The organism is Brevibacillus gelatini (assembly GCF_050920745.1).
Taxonomy (GTDB): Bacteria; Bacillota; Bacilli; order Brevibacillales; family Brevibacillaceae; genus Brevibacillus; species Brevibacillus gelatini.
In genome coordinates, this window is record NZ_CP154342.1 from 626550 (window position 1) to 643290 (window position 16741).

16 protein-coding genes are annotated in these 16741 nt (G+C 53.3%); 13 read left to right on the forward strand and 3 right to left on the reverse strand.

Features of this window, described 5'->3' with window-relative positions:
* The first annotated feature begins 53 nt into the window (after positions 1-53).
* The 3 genes from AAFJ72_RS03320 to pruA all read left to right on the forward strand — a co-directional run bounded on the left by AAFJ72_RS03320 (position 54) and on the right by pruA (position 3838).
* A complete protein-coding gene (locus tag AAFJ72_RS03320; protein WP_432776042.1) occupies positions 54-941 on the forward strand; it encodes a WD40/YVTN/BNR-like repeat-containing protein in 888 nt (295 codons plus the stop codon).
* Positions 942-972: 31 nt separating this feature from the next.
* Positions 973-2040 carry a CamS family sex pheromone protein gene (locus AAFJ72_RS03325; RefSeq protein WP_432776043.1) on the forward strand — a complete coding sequence of 356 codons (1068 nt, stop codon included), beginning with the start codon at positions 973-975 and terminating at the stop codon, positions 2038-2040.
* 250 nt (positions 2041-2290) lie between these two features.
* Entirely contained in the window at positions 2291-3838 is a 1548-nt protein-coding gene (gene pruA, locus AAFJ72_RS03330; protein WP_432776044.1) for an L-glutamate gamma-semialdehyde dehydrogenase, read from the forward strand.
* 123 nt (positions 3839-3961) lie between these two features.
* On the opposite strand, the gene AAFJ72_RS03335 is transcribed toward pruA, so the two are convergent.
* Positions 3962-5446, reverse strand: a complete 1485-nt coding sequence (locus AAFJ72_RS03335) for an IS1182 family transposase (protein WP_432774196.1) — start codon at positions 5444-5446, stop codon at positions 3962-3964.
* Between the two features lie 543 nt (positions 5447-5989).
* Here AAFJ72_RS03335 and AAFJ72_RS03340 point away from each other — a divergent pair.
* A complete protein-coding gene (locus tag AAFJ72_RS03340; protein WP_432776045.1) occupies positions 5990-6817 on the forward strand; it encodes an MraY family glycosyltransferase in 828 nt (275 codons plus the stop codon).
* Positions 6818-6911: 94 nt separating this feature from the next.
* Here the strand turns inward: AAFJ72_RS03340 and AAFJ72_RS03345 are convergent, their stop codons facing one another.
* Complete coding sequence (locus AAFJ72_RS03345) at positions 6912-7835, reverse strand: sensor domain-containing diguanylate cyclase (RefSeq protein ID WP_122902966.1); 924 nt, start codon at positions 7833-7835, stop codon at positions 6912-6914.
* 173 nt (positions 7836-8008) lie between these two features.
* Here AAFJ72_RS03345 and asd point away from each other — a divergent pair, with 173 nt between their 5' ends.
* The 4 genes from asd to gatB all read left to right on the forward strand — a co-directional run bounded on the left by asd (position 8009) and on the right by gatB (position 12365).
* A complete protein-coding gene (gene asd / locus AAFJ72_RS03350) occupies positions 8009-8860 on the forward strand; it encodes an archaetidylserine decarboxylase (protein WP_432776046.1) in 852 nt (283 codons plus the stop codon).
* A 266-nt stretch (positions 8861-9126) separates the two neighbouring features.
* On the forward strand, positions 9127-9417 hold the full coding sequence (gene gatC / locus AAFJ72_RS03355; RefSeq protein ID WP_432776047.1) for an Asp-tRNA(Asn)/Glu-tRNA(Gln) amidotransferase subunit GatC: 291 nt from the start codon (positions 9127-9129) through the stop codon (positions 9415-9417).
* A gap of 33 nt (positions 9418-9450) precedes the next feature.
* On the forward strand, positions 9451-10923 hold the full coding sequence (gene gatA / locus AAFJ72_RS03360) for an Asp-tRNA(Asn)/Glu-tRNA(Gln) amidotransferase subunit GatA (protein ID WP_432776048.1): 1473 nt from the start codon (positions 9451-9453) through the stop codon (positions 10921-10923).
* A 5-nt stretch (positions 10924-10928) separates the two neighbouring features.
* Positions 10929-12365: an Asp-tRNA(Asn)/Glu-tRNA(Gln) amidotransferase subunit GatB gene (gene gatB, locus AAFJ72_RS03365; protein ID WP_432776049.1), complete on the forward strand. Its 1437-nt coding sequence runs from the start codon at positions 10929-10931 to the stop codon at positions 12363-12365.
* A gap of 96 nt (positions 12366-12461) precedes the next feature.
* On the opposite strand, the gene AAFJ72_RS03370 is transcribed toward gatB, so the two are convergent.
* Complete coding sequence (locus tag AAFJ72_RS03370; protein WP_432776051.1) at positions 12462-12590, reverse strand: hypothetical protein; 129 nt, start codon at positions 12588-12590, stop codon at positions 12462-12464.
* 229 nt (positions 12591-12819) lie between these two features.
* Here AAFJ72_RS03370 and AAFJ72_RS03375 point away from each other — a divergent pair, with 229 nt between their 5' ends.
* The 5 genes from AAFJ72_RS03375 (at position 12820) to AAFJ72_RS03395 (ending at position 16720) form a co-directional block, all read left to right on the forward strand.
* Complete coding sequence (locus tag AAFJ72_RS03375) at positions 12820-13173, forward strand: hypothetical protein (protein ID WP_432776052.1); 354 nt, start codon at positions 12820-12822, stop codon at positions 13171-13173.
* Positions 13174-13293: 120 nt separating this feature from the next.
* Positions 13294-13761, forward strand: a complete 468-nt coding sequence (locus AAFJ72_RS03380; RefSeq protein ID WP_432776053.1) for a hypothetical protein — start codon at positions 13294-13296, stop codon at positions 13759-13761.
* 84 nt (positions 13762-13845) lie between these two features.
* Positions 13846-14574: an ABC transporter ATP-binding protein gene (locus tag AAFJ72_RS03385; RefSeq protein WP_432776054.1), complete on the forward strand. Its 729-nt coding sequence runs from the start codon at positions 13846-13848 to the stop codon at positions 14572-14574.
* Complete coding sequence (locus AAFJ72_RS03390; protein ID WP_432776055.1) at positions 14574-15755, forward strand: ABC transporter permease; 1182 nt, start codon at positions 14574-14576, stop codon at positions 15753-15755. Before AAFJ72_RS03385 ends, AAFJ72_RS03390 begins: the two co-directional genes overlap by 1 nt.
* Before the next feature lie 44 nt (positions 15756-15799).
* Positions 15800-16720: a DMT family transporter gene (locus AAFJ72_RS03395; protein ID WP_432776056.1), complete on the forward strand. Its 921-nt coding sequence runs from the start codon at positions 15800-15802 to the stop codon at positions 16718-16720.
* The last annotated feature ends 21 nt before the right edge of the window (positions 16721-16741 follow it).

A 16741-nucleotide genomic window follows, 5' to 3' on the forward strand; every position in this document is an offset into this window, starting at 1 on the left:
GTAGAGAAAACAGTGGCGACAGACGGATGAGCGAGGGAAGGGACGTGAGGAGCATGGATAGCTTTAAGCGATGGGGAATAGGAGCATTGGCAGTGCTGCTGTTGGGCGGCTGCAGCGACGTCGACAACGTGCAGGAAAAGCCGGTTCCCTCTTCGGTTATGGCGGCTGCTCTGCAAGGTGACTTGACCTATCAGGACGTTTTGGAAAAGGGAGAGACGATTCACACGCTGGCGATGACCCCGGATGCTGCATACGTATGGGTGGGCACGCATGCGGGACTGTACAGCTCCACTGGCGGAGGCTTGTGGGGCCTGCTTTCTCCGCAGTTGGAGCAGTTTGACGTCGTCGGCTGGTTTGTGGACCCGGAAGATTCCGAGCACATTTATGTCGGCGGAAACGAAGGAGTGCGGCGCTCTTTTGACGGCGGCAAAAACTGGACTGCGGCGAGCAACGGATTGCCTGAGCCTGCCCAGATTCGCAGCTTTGCCGGAACGCGTCAGGGGGAAAAAGTTCGCCTGTTCGCTTTTGTATCGGGCGAAGGCATCTACCAGTCGACGGACAAGGGAGAGACATGGAGTCTCTGGCAGCCGATGGACCAGGAAGTATATGCCATGGATTTCGACCCGAACGAGAACCGTCTCTATGTAGCCGCACAATTCAGCTTGCTCTATAATGAAGAGGGGCAGTGGAAGACAGAGGAGATTCCGGAAGCAGAGCAAATCTATTCGCTCTCTGTGAACAGACGCACTGGCGTTCTCGCTGTCGCAACGGAAAAAGGCGTCTATGAAAAAATCGGCGGAGAGTGGCGTTTGCTTGATGCGCGCTCACCGGAAAAGCTGATCGTCATCGCCTCAGGCGGCGGCGATACAAAATGGGTGGGAATCGGCGAATCGGCGCTGATCTACAAGCTCAGCGACAATCGCTGGACCAAATGGAACTAGTCCCATTTTTTCAAGACAAAAGGAGTAGCGTATGAAAGCGAAGTTTTCGACAGGATGCAGGTACATAGCTGCGATTGTGCTCGCGATTGCGACCGCTGGCTGTTCGTTGTTGCCAGGGGGCAAGGTTCAATCGCCCGAGCCTACCGCGCCATCCTTGTCTGAAGTAGTGGAAGTATCCGAGGATTACTACGGCAGCATCACGCCGTACAAACAGAATTTGACGCGCGGCATGCTCAACAGTACGAGATACCGGATTGATTTCAGCCACCTGGAACTGGGCTTGATGGAGTTTGCCCGCGATACGTTCCCGACCTCCGAGTATTATTTCCAGGAAGGTCAAGTGGTGAAAAAAGAACAGGTGACACAATGGATTGCCCAGGAAAAAGCGAGCGGCACAAACGGGCAGCAGAAAAACGGCATCCTCGTACACGTACTGGAGCATGACTACCTGAACAAAAAAGACAAACAGTTGGCCGGGATGGTGCTGGGCTTGTCTGTCTCGCCGAACTATCAGGACGCGACGGGCAAAGAAATGGTGTACACCCAGCAGGAACTGCAAGCAAAAGGCCAGCAGCTTGCTTCCACCATCGTTTCGGCGTTGCGGGTGAGCGCGCCGAATGTGCCGATGCTGATTTTGCTGTATCAGGTGCCAGAGGCCAATTCATCGCTCGTGCCGGGTCATTTCATCATGTCGGGAACGGTGGCGGCCAACGAGTCGGCTGTATCGAAGTGGCAGCCGATCAACGAGGAATTTTTCCTGTTTCCGAGCGCGGATGTCGAAAAAAAATACGCTCAGCAATCGTTGCAGTACGACAAGCTGATGCGGCAAGCGCAGGCTTATTTCGGGGAGTACGTCGGCATGACAGGCGTTGGACGCTTTATGGACGGCAGACTGACCGAGCTGACGATTACGGCCACGGCGGAGTACGACTCGCGGACGGAGGTTCTCCAGTTTACGCAGTATGCCGCCGGAAGTATCAACCAACTGTTCGACAAAAGTGTTCACGTCAACCTGTACGTCCAGTCGATGAACAAACCGCTGGCGATCTATATTCGCCCGACATCCGGCGATCCGTATATGCATCTTTATCGCCAATAGAGGGAGAGAAGCCCGATTTGCACCAACCAAGTGCGAATCGGGCTTTTTGTGCAAGATGTGAACAAAAGTGTATATGATTTGAGCAGATTGTAAACAAAAGTGTCGATTATCGCTTTCTGAACTTGGCTGTTGTTTTTCGCGAAAAAAGCAAACACTATCGAAGTCGAGCTATTCAGTTTGAGGTTGGTATGATCCTTGCATATGTTTTATGAGTGATCTCAGGAAGAAATTGATAAGGAGGCGTCACCAAATGCAAGTTGAATTCAAAAACGAGGCGTTTACCAATTTTAGCCTGCCGGAAAATAAAAAGGCATTTGAAGAAGCACTCGCCAAAGTAGAAAGCGAGCTTGGCCGCGAGTACCCTCTCATCATTGGTGGAGAGCGCATCACAACCGAGAAAAAATCCAAATCCATCAACCCTTCCAACAAAGAACAAGTAGTGGGCGTTGTTTCCCAGGCAGACCAGGCGTTGGCTGAAAAAGCGATCCAAACCGCAGCCAGCACTTTCGAAACCTGGAAAAAGGTTCCTGCGCAAGCGCGTTCCCGCTATCTCTATAAAGCAGCAGCCATCTTGCGCCGCCGCAAGCATGAATTCTCTGCCTGGCTGGTAAAAGAAGCCGGAAAAAGCTGGGCAGAAGCTGACGCGGACACAGCAGAAGCTATCGACTTCATGGAATACTACGGCCGTCAAATGGATAAACTGTCCCAACGCCATGAACTGACACGCATTCCGGATGAGGACAACGAGCTGTACTACGTTCCACTCGGCGTAGGCGTAGTCATCCCGCCATGGAACTTCCCTCTGGCGATCATGGTCGGTATGACAACAGCAGCGCTCGTAGCGGGTAATACCGTCGTGCTGAAGCCTGCTTCCACTACACCGGTTATTGCAGCGAAATTCATGGAAATTCTCGAAGATGCTGGCGTACCAGCCGGTGTTGTGAACTTCGTTCCAGGCTCCGGCAGCGAAATCGGCGACTTCCTCGTAGAGCACACGCTGACTCGCTTCATCAGCTTCACAGGCTCCCGTGACGTAGGTCTGCGCATCAACGAGCTGGCTGCGAAACATCGCCCAGGCCAAAAATGGATGAAGCGTCTGGTAGCGGAAATGGGCGGTAAAGACTCCATCATCGTTGACAGCGACTGCGACATCGAGTTGGCTGCCCAATCCATCGTTACTTCCGCATTCGGCTTCTCCGGTCAAAAATGTTCCGCTTGCTCTCGCGCAATCGTTCACCAGGACGTGTACGATCAAGTGCTGAACCGCGTAGTAGAGCTGACCAAGCAACTGACTGTAGGCGATGTGAGAACAAACGATTTCTACACAGGTCCGGTTGTGGATGAGAAAGCGTACAACAAAATTCTCGAATACATCGAGATCGGAAAAACAGAAGGCAAACTGGTTGCAGGTGGCGAAAAAGGTCCAGAAACAGGCTACTTCATCATGCCAACCGTATTTGCTGACGTAGATCCGCAAGCGCGCATCATGCAGGAAGAAATTTTTGGCCCGGTAGTAGCATTCTGCAAAGCCGACGATTTTGACCATGCACTGGAAATCGCGAACAACACCGAGTACGGCTTGACTGGCGCAGTGATCAGCCGCAACCGTGCAAACCTGGAGCGCGCTCGTGAAGAGTTCCACGTGGGCAACCTGTACTTCAACCGCAAGTGCACAGGCGCACTCGTTGGCGTGCATCCGTTCGGCGGCTTCAACATGTCCGGTACCGACTCCAAAGCGGGCGGCCCAGACTACCTGCTGCTGTTCACCCAGGCAAAACTGGTTTCGGAAAAACTGTAAAAAAACGCACCGCAAAGCTGCCTCCAAACGGAGAGCACTGCAAAAGTGCTCTCTCGGTTTTTAATAATGGGTTCATGTCAATAATTGATGCCGACGGCATCAAAAAGAATGCAGCCTTACTTCTTACGAAGCTGGCTGCATTTGCTTTATTAGCTTTACCATTCGCTTTACGTTTACAACGAATGCCGTTAAGTATGCTTGTATCCGCATACCAAATAAACCACGGTATTTTGCCCTGGTCAATCCATGAAATCTTTTTAATTCAGCATTTTTGTGCTCAATGATCCGGCGACGCTTCGATCGCTCTTTGAAGGTGGTGCTTGCCTCAAACCTCATGTGCTCTTGATAGTGCTCCGCCACCATACGAATGGAATAAGTCTTTGCTTTGGCACCAGGCTTGTAGCATCCTTCGCGAAGTGGACATGTCTTGCACTTCTCCACATCAAAGTAAAAGACAAGAGAACGGCTGCGCCCGGATTTTTTCTTCCCTTGTACCGCTTTTCGTATACTGTGCTCTCCGGTTGGGCAAATGACAAAGTCGGCGTCTTTGTTGTATGTAAAGCCTTCCTGTTTCATTCCTCCGGAATGGACAATTGGGTTTAAGGGGACTATCGGTTGAATGTCTTTTGAGGCAAGGAGATTTAAATTGTCTTTTCCAGAGTAAGCAGTGTCTCCGATGACTTCCTCAATCTTCATACCTGTCTTTTCTGTTTGCTCTAATAGCTTTGGCAGTTGTTTGCCATCATCTTCACTTCCACCCGTAACTTCAATCGCAGTGATGATCTCTTCTTCTGTCATCGCTACATGCTCTTTGTAGCCAAAAAAGGAGAGGGTATTGCTTTTCCAGCCAAAACGCGCGTCTGGGTCAATCGCAGACATGATGCCTTTGTTTGCTAGTAACCGTTCATCTTCCACGATTTGCTTTGCGTGCTTGAGTTTTTCGGAGATGGCCCCTTCATGATCAGGAAGGAGATTTTCTACCGTTTCTCCCAGTTCAGCGAGGTAATGTAGCATCACTTTTGCCGCATCGACATCGCCTTGCATACACTTCGGAGGACGAGGAAGTTTCTTCTCCAGCTTTGGATGCTTTTTAAGTACGGCTCGTACGAGCCGTTTGGCGGCTTCCTGCAACACGTCCAAAGGCCGTTTCTTTTGAGTGGAAGCAACAGTATGTGTTGCATCGACAATGAGTGTTTTTGACTTAATCAAGCCTTCTTCTACGCACTGTTTTACAAGCACTTGTAAGATTTCGTTAATCTGGCTTGCACCTAAGCGATGATTCCGAAATCGGGATAATTGTGACGGATCGGGCAAAGTATCCTCAGGATTCAACCCCAAGAACCATTTATACGCGAGGTTTACTTGTGCTTCTTGAATCATTCGCTCATCGGATAAGCCATAAAGATACTGCAGAAATAAAAGACGAAACAGAAGTTCCGGTTCATTCGCTGGTCTTCCGTAATATTCACAATAAGATGGACGAACTAACTCGTAAATGAACGAAAAGTCCACAGCTTCGTTGATTTTTCGAAGAAGATGGTCTTCGGGAATTAAATTGTAAAGTTCTGAATGAAATGAGGCTTTCAATTGTCTGTCAGCAGATAGCATGGCAACATGTCCTTTGAACATTTTCTTAATATTGATTATAGCGAAAAACCAGCACCGCGAGGTGCTGGCAATCATTCAAAGCCAAAAAGCTGATGGAGTTTGGAATAGGAGGCGTTTTATTTGCGGAGCGCCTTTGCCAGCCTTCCAGCGTAGAGACGTGGACACGGGGATGAAGGGGGCGTTAGTCTCACTTCATTGTGAAACCCAGATGTTGAGCCCCCGCCCCGTGAAACGTCTCGGAACGGACAGATAAGCCCCATAGTGGGCTGGCAACGAAGCGAAGCAAAGAAACGCCTTCACTTTCCATATAAAGGAAGTGTTTTGCAGTGCTCTCCAAACGGGGGCGGCTTTTTTGCGCTCATTTTGTCCACACTAAAGGGTAGAAAATGATGTTCGGGCAGGTGAGCGCAGCTGTTTACTTACATTGCTTCAGGGCTCTCGACATTTTTTCTCGTCTACTTGCTGATGCCGCTAGCATACCGTTTGGCGTGGAAAACGAAGCTGCTGGATATTCCCAGAGGAAGGAAAGGACACAGCAGGCCTATGCCCTTGTCCGGCGGGCTGGCGATGTTTGTTGGGCTGCTGATGGTGACAACTTTTTTTGCAGGGGCGCAAAAAACGGTGGCAGTTTTGGCAGTTGGCGGTCTGCTGTTGGTGGCAATCGGCTGGGTGGACGACGCCTTCAAAGCCCGGCAAAAAGATTTTCCTGCCTTGCCGAAGCTGCTGGTTCAGCTGGCGGTTGCCGTTCTGGCTTTTCTCTTCGATATCCGGTTTCGCGGGATCAGCTTGACCTGGCTCGGAGCGGAGGAAGGGACATACGTTTCGTTTCCTGTACTGGTTTCCTTGCTGGCGACGGTGCTGTGGATTGTGGGACTTATCAACATGGTGAACTTTTTGGATGGGGTGGACGGGCTTGCGGCCGGGGCGACATCCTTTTCCGCAATCACCTTGTTTTTCCTGTCCATGGCAAAGGGGCAGGAAGTGACTGCTCTGCTTGCGGTTGCGCTGGCGGGAGCTGCACTTGCTTTTTTACGGTTTAATTTTTATCCCGCGAAAATTTTCATGGGGGATGCAGGGGCTATGTTTCTGGGGTTTGCGCTGGGGGTAATCTCGTTGGAGGGCACAATGAAAGGCGCGACGCTCATCTCGCTGGTCGTGACGGTGCTGGCGCTTGGCTTGCCCGTCGTGGACACGCTTCAGGTGATAATTAGCCGGCTGCTGGCCGGTTCACCGATGTACCAGGCAGATCGCAGGCACGTTCACCATCGGCTGATGTCGTTTGGCCTGTCGGCCAAACAGACGGTCGTCGTCCTGTACCTGGTGAGCTTGCTATTTTCCATTCTGTCCGTATTTCTGTTTTTATACGGGTAGATTGCTATTGCCTTAACGTGATGAAGCCTTTGGCAAAAGAGCGGCCGCCAATGAATTGGCGCAGCCGAAAACGATTCATAAAACGGCGAACGGCTCAGTTTTGTGCGGGATCGAAGAAAAAGAACTGGTTGCGTCCCGTCTCTTTCGCTTTGTACAAAGCCTTGTCCGCATTGCTCAGCAACTGGTCCGCTTCGCTTGCGGAAACAGGGTAAAGCGCGATACCGATGCTGGACGTAACGGAGAAAGTCTGGCCCCGAAAGCTCCACGGCTGTTGCAGCGAATGCAAAATCCGGGTTGCGACTTTTTCCGCCTGACGCTCGTTCTGGATGCCTGTCAGAATGACGACGAATTCGTCTCCCCCCAAGCGAGCGACCATATCCTGTTCGCGGACACAAGCCTGAAGGCGCTGGGCGAGCATTTGCAGAAAAGTATCCCCGGCATCATGCCCCAACGTATCGTTAATTTGCTTGAAATGGTCACAATCGAGATAGAGGGCGGCGACCATTTCGCCAGATTCCTTGGCCTTTTCCAAAGATTGCTGGAGATTTTCGTACAGCAGACGTCTGTTTGGCAAGCCGGTAAGCACATCGTGGTAGGCCATGTATTCCAATTGCCATTCCAGTTTTTTGCGCTCGGTAATATCCCTGGTCACGGAAAAAACGTGAGTGCATACCCCATCGGAGTTGAAGACGGGAGAGAGAATCGACTCTCCGATCATGTCGCCTTTTGTTGTGAAGTGGGTGGGGCTTGCGTCTTCCACTGTCTGTCTGTACATGCTGTTGAGCAGGTCCGCTTTGTCCGGAGGATATACTTCTTCTATCAATTTTCCGTAGGTGTCCTCACCCAGATTTGCTCCCTTCATAGCGGCTGGATTCATTAAGACATACCGGAACTGATAATCCCCATTGGCGTTTTTTTCTACCGCCATGAGGAAAAACATGTCCGACATGTGATGAAATAAGCTGGTCAAAATGTTGCTGTGCTGACTGATGATTGTTGTAATATCAAGCTTAGCCATATGTGTAGTCTCCTGATTGTAGGCTTGTCCCATTATTATAGTATAGCAAGCCCAGTCAAGGAAATGATGAGGCGTTGGTAATAGTGCAGGGTTTACTGGCTGTAAGTGGAAGTGGTAAAGTAAGGGTATTCGCTACTTGCTGTCTAATCGAAAACGATTAAGGAGTTCCACTTATGCGTAAAAAGCTGTTGCCAGGTCTGATTCATCGACTTCCGCAAAATGCAATGTCGCGGACCATGGGGAAAATCACCGCTTCTCGATTCAGTCGATTAGCGATCCAACGATACATTCGTCACTATAAAATTGATGCCTCCATCATAGAAAAGCCGGTAACGGAATACCGGACGCTCAAGGAATTTTTTACCCGCCGTCTGAAGGCAGGAGCAAGGCCAATCGCTCCCGGACACGATGTGATCGTAAGCCCGGTGGACGGGACCGTCTCCCAGCTTGGCGACATCTGTGAGGGCACGCTGATTCAGGCAAAAGGCAAAGAGTTCAGCGTGACAGAGCTATTGGGCGGCTCGGAGGAAGAAGCGAAGCGCTACTACGGCGGAAAGTTCATCACGATCTATTTGAGCCCGCGCGACTATCACCGCATCCACATGCCAGTGGCGGGAAATTTGGTCCGCTACAGCTATTTGCCGGGGCGTCTCTATCCGGTGAACCGGCTCGGGATTGAAAATGTGGACCGACTGTTTGCCCGCAACGAACGGCTAGTCACCTACATCAAGACGAAAGGCCTGGGAGACATGGCATTGGTCAAGGTTGGCGCACTGTTCGTCGGCAGCGTCAAGGTCGTGTACAATACGGCCACGACCAATATCAAACACGGCCGGCAAACCACCGAGCCAATCGAAGGCATTCCACACTACGAAAAAGGCGACGAACTGGGCTGGTTTGAGTTTGGATCTACCGTCATTTTGCTGCTGGAATCGTCGCAGATAAAATGGGCAGAGGGTGTGGAAAAAGGCAAGTCACTGCTCATGGGGCAGGTGCTGGCGAAGGTAGAAAAGGAACAAGCTTAGCGGCTCGTTGCCAGAAAAATAAAAGCCGAATGAAAAAGGAGTCCCGCTGGAAACAGGGATTCCTTTTTTCTATGGAATATTTGGATGTTTTCTAATAAAAAGCTGCGATTAACACTGGGACCGCGTCCCGCCTATTGCCTCGCCTGTAAAGCATTTTCACTCGAAAAATTTTTGTTTCTACACGGCCGAATCCGCGCGAAAATTGACTGAACCTGCTGTTTTCAAGTAAGATCAAAGTTATGTGAGACGATTCGGAGGTGGAAGAGATGAGTGCCATCACTCGCAAAGAAGTAGAGCATGTAGCCAATCTGGCCCGCTTGCAGTTGACGGAAGACGAGGCTTTGCAATACACAAAGGACTTGAACGCCATCCTGGAGTTTGCCGCGAAGCTGAACGAGCTTGACACGTCCAACGTTGAGCCGACCAGTCACGCTACGGATGTGAAAAACGTGATGCGCGAGGACGTGAACAGACCGTCGCTGCCGCGCGAGGACGTGCTGAAAAACGCACCCGATCACGAGGACGGGCAATTCAAAGTACCGGCTGTATTCGAATAATCTGTCAGGAGAACGAGAAGGGAGGAACCCACTGTGTCGCTGTTTGACAAGCGATTGTCGGAAATACATAGTGCCTTGCGCGCAAAAGAGCTTTCGGTCACAGACCTGGTGCAGGCTTCCATCGCCAGCATCAAGGAGCATGATGAAAAAATCAAGTCCGTCCTGCACGTGGATGAGGAAGGGGCGCTCGCCCATGCTCGCCAGTTGGACGAGCGTTTGGTCAAGGAAAACGGGGAGCTTGGACTCCTGTTCGGCCTGCCGGCGGGACTCAAGGACAACATGATTACAAAAGACGTACGGACAACCTGCGCCAGCAAATTTTTGGCGAACTACGATCCTGTCCATGACGGAACTGTCTCCAAAAAGGTGAAGGAAGCAGACGCCGTAATCGTGGCGAAGCTGAACATGGACGAGTTCGCCATGGGCGGCTCCAATGAAAACTCCGGGTTCTTCCCGGCGAAAAACCCGTGGAACACCGATTACGTGCCAGGCGGCTCTTCTGGCGGTTCTGCCGCGGCGATGGCTGCCCGCCACTTCTATTTCACACTCGGCTCGGATACAGGCGGCTCCATTCGCCAGCCAGCCGCTTTTTGCGGTGTCGTTGGCCTGAAGCCGACATACGGCCGCGTGTCCCGCTTCGGTCTGGTGGCTTTCGCTTCTTCTCTCGACCAGATCGGACCTCTGACCAAGAACGTAGAAGACGCGGCATACGTGCTGCAAGCGATTGCCGGACATGACGAGTACGATTCCACCTCTGCGAATGTGGAAGTGCCGGACTACCTGTCCGCGCTCACTGGCGATGTCAAAGGTCTGCGCATCGGTGTGCCAAAAGAGCTGATCGGCGAGGGCATTGATGCCGAGGTGCGCGAGGCTGTGCTCGCTGCCTTGAAGCAGTTGGAGAGCATGGGCGCAACCTGGAGCGAAGTCTCCATGCCGCATACCGAATACGCGGTTCCAGCCTACTACCTGCTGTCTTCCTCGGAAGCGTCGTCCAACCTGGCGCGCTTTGACGGCGTGCGCTACGGCGTGCGCGCAGACAATGCGTCCAACCTGATCGAGCTGTACAAGGAATCCCGCAGCCAAGGCTTCGGCCAGGAAGTAAAACGCCGGATCATGCTCGGAACCTATGCGCTTTCGTCCGGCTACTACGACGCCTACTACAAAAAGGCGCAGCAGGTGCGCACGCTGATTATCCAGGACTTCAACAACATTTTCGCCGACTTCGATGTGATTTTGCATCCGACAACGCCATCGACCGCTTTCAAAATCGGCGAAAACGTCAACGATCCGGTCAAAATGTATCTGGAAGATATTTGCACCGTTCCTGTCAATCTGGCAGGACTGCCAGCGATCAGCGTACCGTGCGGATTCGCCCAAAACGGTCTGCCGATCGGTATGCAGATCGTCGGTCGCGCGTTTGACGAATCCACCGTATTGCGCGTAGCACATGCGTACGAGCAGGCAGCAGGCTACAGCGAGCGCAAGCCGGAATGGGTGAGGGGGTAAGAGGCATGAGCAAGTACGAAACCGTCATCGGCCTGGAGGTCCACGCCGAACTTTCGACCAAGAGCAAAATTTTCTGCGGCTGCCCGACTGAGTTCGGCGCGCCGCCGAATACACATACATGCCCGATTTGTCTGGGACATCCGGGCGTGCTTCCCGTAACGAACAAGCAAGCGGTAGAGTTTGCGATGAAAGCGGCGCTCGCGCTCAACTGCGAAATTTCCCGCGAGACCAAGTTCGACCGCAAAAACTACTTTTACCCGGATTCCCCGAAAGCGTACCAAATCTCCCAGTACGATCAGCCAATCGGCTACAACGGCTGGATCGACATTGAAGTGAACGGAGAGACGAAGCGCATCGGCATCACCCGCCTCCATCTGGAAGAAGACGCGGGCAAGCTGACGCACAGCGACTTCGGCGGCGAATCGCTGGTAGACTTCAACCGCGTAGGCGTACCGCTCATCGAGATCGTTTCCGAGCCGGACATTCGCTCACCCGAAGAAGCGCGCGCCTATCTGGAAAAGCTGAAAGCGATCATCCAGTACACAGAGGTGTCCGACGTGCGCATGGAGCAAGGCTCGCTGCGCTGCGATGCCAACGTCTCCATTCGTCCGTATGGGCAAAAAGAGTTCGGCACCAAGACCGAGCTGAAAAACATGAACTCCTTCCGCAACGTGCAAATGGGGCTGGAATACGAAGTGCAGCGGCAGACAGAGGTGCTGAACTCCGGCGGTACCATCGTGCAGGAAACCCGCCGCTGGGACGAGGCGAACAAAAAGACGGTCAGCATGCGTTCCAAAGAAGAGGCGCACGACTATCGTTACTTCCCGGACCCTGACCTTGTGCGCATGCAAATTTCCGAGGAATGGATTGAGGCTGTCCGCGCGACGATTCCGGAGTTGCCGGATGCCCGCAAGGCTCGCTACGTAAACGAGTTCGGCCTGTCGCAAGCAGATGCCGAGGTCATCACCATTTCCAAGGAAACAGCCGATTTCTTCGACGCAACCGTCAAGACAGGCGCAGACCCGAAAGCAGTCGCCAACTGGCTGATGGTGGACTTGCTCGCTCACCTGAACGCCAACAACCTGACGTTTGCCGATGTGAAAATGACGCCGCAGGGCTTGGGCGACATGATTAAGCTGATCGCAGACGGCACGATCTCCTCGAAAATCGCCAAAACCGTCTTCAAGGAGATGGTGGAGACCGGAAAAGATCCGAAGAAGATCGTCGAGGAAAAAGGACTGGTGCAAATCAGCGACGAGGGCGCCCTGCGTCAAATCGTCGTCGACGCCATCAACTCCAACCCGCAGGCAGTCGCCGACTACAAGGCCGGAAACGAAAAAGCAGCCGCTTTCTTCGTCGGTCAGGTCATGAAGCAAACCAAAGGCAAAGCAAACCCGCCAATGGTCAACAAGCTGATCCAGGAAGTATTGAACAGCCTGTAAGGCATAAAAAGAAGCAGCACTTTCCGCTTGGGGAGAGTGCTGCTTGTTTTTTTACACGGACGGGCTGGATAGCGCGCTTCGCTGCACCGTGCACTTCTACGATGCGCCGTTGTTCATGCGGGCTGAGGCAGTACACAAGCTTTTGATCGTCGTAAACAGCTCGCGGCGCATCAAGACTTCCTCGGGGGTACCGTTGCTCTCGGCGGCTGTCGACCAGCCCGCCAAACGCCTCGTCCTGCTCCTTTTCTCTTTGACTGACCGGCTTGATTACCAAAACTCCCCGTTGTTCGTTGACTTACTGCATAGACTACCGGATGCAGGATTTTCTGACAGATGCGCAAAAACTTTTTTAAAAAAACGTCTGCTGAACTTGCTGCGGGTTGGCCGGATTTGTAAGTAATTCCGCTCTCCCCTATAATGAACTTACACGAACAAAAAGGGGGAAGGAAAGTACATGAAGCTGATTTCTGTCAAAGGAGAGAGTGTAGCGCCGGGCAAGGGCGGCTCGCCATCCGATACATTTGACCGTTCGATTGCGACGTGGGAAGACAACGGGCAGCAAAAAACGGTGACTGTGACCTACTGTCGCTACTTCGGCAAGGTGCTGGCCGAGCGGGGCATTTACGACCAGGAGGCGGAAGGGGTTCCGGTCACGCATCTGGTCGCTCCGCTGTTTGAAGAAAAGTACCCCGGACAAAAAGAAACGCGTCACTACATTAATGACACCGAAAAATTTGTGGCGCTGTTTGACGGCTTTTCCCTGTCCAAATGGAAGGAACGCTACGCGAGTGCCCTGACCTTGGTATGAAAAGAGCGCCGCGACAGCGCCTGTGTGTAAAAGTCGAAAGATTCTGATCTGCCGCCGGAACATCGCGCAAACGTTGCAAAAGGGCATGCTAAGGACAACCATTACCTGGAGATGATTAGCATGCTTTCTGTTTGGATGATGCTTTTGCTGATGACTTCTGCCAGTCCGGCAAGCCCGCCTGGCGCAGCATGGTCGCATGCCACCGCGATGTTTGCGCCAGCAGCGGTTCAGGAGTTCGACGCCTTTTTGCAGGATTGGAGAGGCGGGCTTGCGCTTGCCTCGCTTCGCCATCCGCTGTTTGACCTTACGCGGGTATCGGGCGGTGTTGCCGGAGCTGTGAATACGATCATTTTTTCCGGAGAGGCGCACGGTGCCGCAGGGGAAATCTCGCTCGTGTTTTACTCGCTGGACGGAGAGAGGATCTACTCTCCGCCAGGGACGGTGCATGTCGCGCGAGTCGATGACAGGCACAGGCAGTTCCGCGTGGCGGCGGCGATCCCGCGCGTGCTGCAAGGCCGCACAGGAGTCGTACAGGTGACGTTTTCCGGAGAGAAAAGAGCTTCCTATTTGCTCAAGGTGCAATTTTGACGGCAGGACGCCATCTGTTGTCTGGATGGCTATGGAAAAAAGGTGGCCATCCGGCTGGGAAGGATTAGGAGAGGAGGGCTGCTGTTGATTGAGGTAAAAGAAGTCAGCAAGCAGTTCGGGACGATCACAGCGGTTCGCGATTTGACGTTTCGCGTGGAAGAGGGCGAGGTGTACGGCCTTTTGGGCGAAAACGGCGCAGGGAAGACGACGACGATGCGCATGATGGCGACGATTCTCACTCCGACTTCGGGAGACATCGAGATCAGCGGTTTTTCGGTACGGCACGAGCCGCTGGAGGTGCGACGCAGGATCGGCATCCTGTTTGGCGGGGAAGTCGGATTGTACAGTCGGCTGACAGCCAGGGAAAATATCGCCTACTTCGGCAGTCTCTACGGCTTGACGGCGTCGCGGGTGCAGCAGAGAATCGACAGCTTGAGCCGCATTCTGGAGATGGAATCGTTTATCGACAGGCGCGTCGTCGCTTTTTCCCGGGGAATGAAGCAAAAAGTGGCGATTGCCCGCACGCTGGTCCATGATCCTGACGTCATTTTGCTGGATGAGCCGACGACGGGGCTGGATGTAACGGCTGCGACCATTTTTCGCCGGATGGTGGCAAGACTGCAGGAGGAAGGAAAGACGATCCTGTTTTCCAGCCACAACATGGGCGAGATCAACAAGCTGTGCAAGCGGGTTGCGCTGATCCACAAAGGCAAGCTGCGCTTTTCAGGAGGATTGGACGCCTTGCGCAAGCAGTTCGGGACAGACGATCTGGACGACATCTTCATGGCGGTCGTGGAAGGAGGCAAGCTCTGATGGGCTGGCAAGTCATCTGGATCGTTTTGAAAAAGGAGCTGCTCGACCTGTTTCGCGACCGGAAGGCGTGGCTGGGGACGTTTCTGGTGCCTTTGGTCATTATTCCTTTTGTGTTTTTCCTGTTGGGCAACTCTTACAGTAACGTGGAAAAGGAAGCGCGGGAATACGTGCCGCTGGCTGTTCATGGCTCCTCCAGGCTGATTGCGCTTTTGCAAGAAAATCCGGGGGTCAAGCTGCTCCAGCCGGCCGACCCGGAGCAAGCGCTGCAAGCGGGGCAACTGCGCGCCATCATTACGATTTCGGAATCGTTTGACGAGCAGATTCAGGCGGGGAAAACGGCCAAACTGCATGTTGCATTTGACTCGACCAATTCCAAGTCGGTCTACGCCCGCGATCTGATCGAGCAGACCGTTGAGAGGTACAGCAAGGAGATTGTGGCGAAGCGGCTCAGGCAGGCAGGCCTGTCCGAGCAGGCGATTCAGCCGATCACCCCTGACTTTCAAAACGTAGCGTCGGAGGAAAGGCAGTCGGGCGGGATGCTCGCAGGCTTCATTCCGCTCATGCTCGTCGTGTCGCTCGCCTCTGGAGGAATCGCTTCCGCCAACGACCTTGTCGCAGGGGAAAAAGAGCGAGGGACGCTGGAGTCGCTTCTGACGGCACCGATTGCCGCCAACCACATTCTCACGGCGAAACTTTTGGCGGTCATGGTCATGAGTATCATGAGTGCGGGAGCCTCGTTCATCTCGGTTTCGCTGGTGATGAGTGTGGGGCCGTTTGGAGGGGCGGGCGACCATTTTTCGCTCGCGTTTTTCTCGCCTGCAACCTTGCTCGTGCTGATTGTCGTTATCCTGCTCATGGCGGCGACTTTTGCCGGACTGGAGCTGATGCTCAGCACCATCGCGAAGACTTTCAAAGAAGGGCAGACGTACATGAGTGGGGTCATCTTCCTGGCGATGGTGCCGTCGTACATGCTGATGCCGCAAAGCCCGGTGGACATCGCGGAGCATTACTACGCGCTGCCTGTGTTCAATGGCGTGGCGCTCTGCAAGGAAGTCTTCTACGGCAAGGTTGACCCGCTGCATGCGCTGGTCGGCATCGGTTCTTCGCTGGTGTACGTGGCGATCACGATATTTTTCGCCTCGCGACTGTTCCGCAGAGAAGGGGCTGGATTGAAAAACTGATTTGTCTCTGTATCGCTGTCATTTGAAAAGGGCTGGTGAATATCGTGAATCCGTTGTCCATCGGAGTGCTGTACGTGCTTGCTTCGGCTGCCGGCTTTGGCGTGATGTCCATTTTTGCCGTGTACGCCTATGGCGCAGGTGTTTCTGTATCGACGCTCTTGTTTTTACGCTTTTTGTTCGCGGCTGTGCTGTTTTTCGGGCTGCTGGCCTGGCGCAAGGAGTCGTTGCGGCTCAATCGGCGGCAGGTGCTCGCCCTGTTTTGTCTGGGGGGAGTTTTGTACACGCTGCAATCGCTCAGCTTTTTTTCCGCGGTTCAGTACATTTCGACCTCGCTGGCCGCTCTGCTCTTGTACACGTTTCCCGTGTTTGTGGCGGTTCTGAGCTATGTTGTGGAGAAAGAGCCGCTGACGAAAAAGACCGTTTTCGCGATGCTGCTGTCACTGCTGGGATTGGGGCTGGTGCTTGGGCTGTCGTTTGACGGTATTCAGCCGTTCGGAGTCGTGCTGGCGCTCGCGGCTGCGCTGTTCTACTCGGTGTACATCATCGTGGGCAACCGGGTTGTAAAAGGTCTGTCCTCGTACGTAACGTCGGGTTATATCGCGCTGTTCGCGGCTGCGACGACCTTTTTGATCGCGCAAAAAGAAGGCGGCGTCGATCTGTCCTTTGCTCCGGCAGGCTGGTTGGCGTTGGGCGGAATCGTCGTTTTTTCTACGGTCCTGGCGATCAGCTTTTTCTTCCGTGGTCTGCAACTGATCGGTTCGACCAAAGCTTCCGTGCTCAGCACGTTCGAACCAGTCGTGACGATTGGGTGTTCGGCGTTGCTGTTTGGGGAAGCATTCAGCCTGCTTCAACTGCTTGGCGGCTGTGCGGTGCTGGCAGGAGCAGCGCTGATTGTCGCGGGGAAGGAGCCGAAACCTGGGCGGGCGGAGGAAGGGAAAGCGACTGCGCGGACGATTGAATGGTAATCCAAGGGAAAAAGCGCTTCT

Excerpts from the sequence above, each read along its gene's own strand:
- AAFJ72_RS03320 (WP_432776042.1), top strand. The coding sequence starts at position 54 with ATGGATAGCTTTAAGCGATGGGGAATAGGAGCATTGGCAGTGCTGCTG.
- AAFJ72_RS03325 (WP_432776043.1), top strand. The coding sequence starts at position 973 with ATGAAAGCGAAGTTTTCGACAGGATGCAGGTACATAGCTGCGATTGTG.
- pruA (WP_432776044.1), top strand. The coding sequence starts at position 2,291 with ATGCAAGTTGAATTCAAAAACGAGGCGTTTACCAATTTTAGCCTGCCG.
- AAFJ72_RS03335 (WP_432774196.1), bottom strand. The coding sequence starts at position 5,446 with ATGCTATCTGCTGACAGACAATTGAAAGCCTCATTTCATTCAGAACTT.
- AAFJ72_RS03340 (WP_432776045.1), top strand. The coding sequence starts at position 5,990 with ATGCCCTTGTCCGGCGGGCTGGCGATGTTTGTTGGGCTGCTGATGGTG.
- AAFJ72_RS03345 (WP_122902966.1), bottom strand. The coding sequence starts at position 7,835 with ATGGCTAAGCTTGATATTACAACAATCATCAGTCAGCACAGCAACATT.
- asd (WP_432776046.1), top strand. The coding sequence starts at position 8,009 with ATGCGTAAAAAGCTGTTGCCAGGTCTGATTCATCGACTTCCGCAAAAT.
- gatC (WP_432776047.1), top strand. The coding sequence starts at position 9,127 with ATGAGTGCCATCACTCGCAAAGAAGTAGAGCATGTAGCCAATCTGGCC.
- gatB (WP_432776049.1), top strand. The coding sequence starts at position 10,929 with ATGAGCAAGTACGAAACCGTCATCGGCCTGGAGGTCCACGCCGAACTT.
- AAFJ72_RS03375 (WP_432776052.1), top strand. The coding sequence starts at position 12,820 with ATGAAGCTGATTTCTGTCAAAGGAGAGAGTGTAGCGCCGGGCAAGGGC.
- AAFJ72_RS03380 (WP_432776053.1), top strand. The coding sequence starts at position 13,294 with ATGCTTTCTGTTTGGATGATGCTTTTGCTGATGACTTCTGCCAGTCCG.
- AAFJ72_RS03390 (WP_432776055.1), top strand. The coding sequence starts at position 14,574 with ATGGGCTGGCAAGTCATCTGGATCGTTTTGAAAAAGGAGCTGCTCGAC.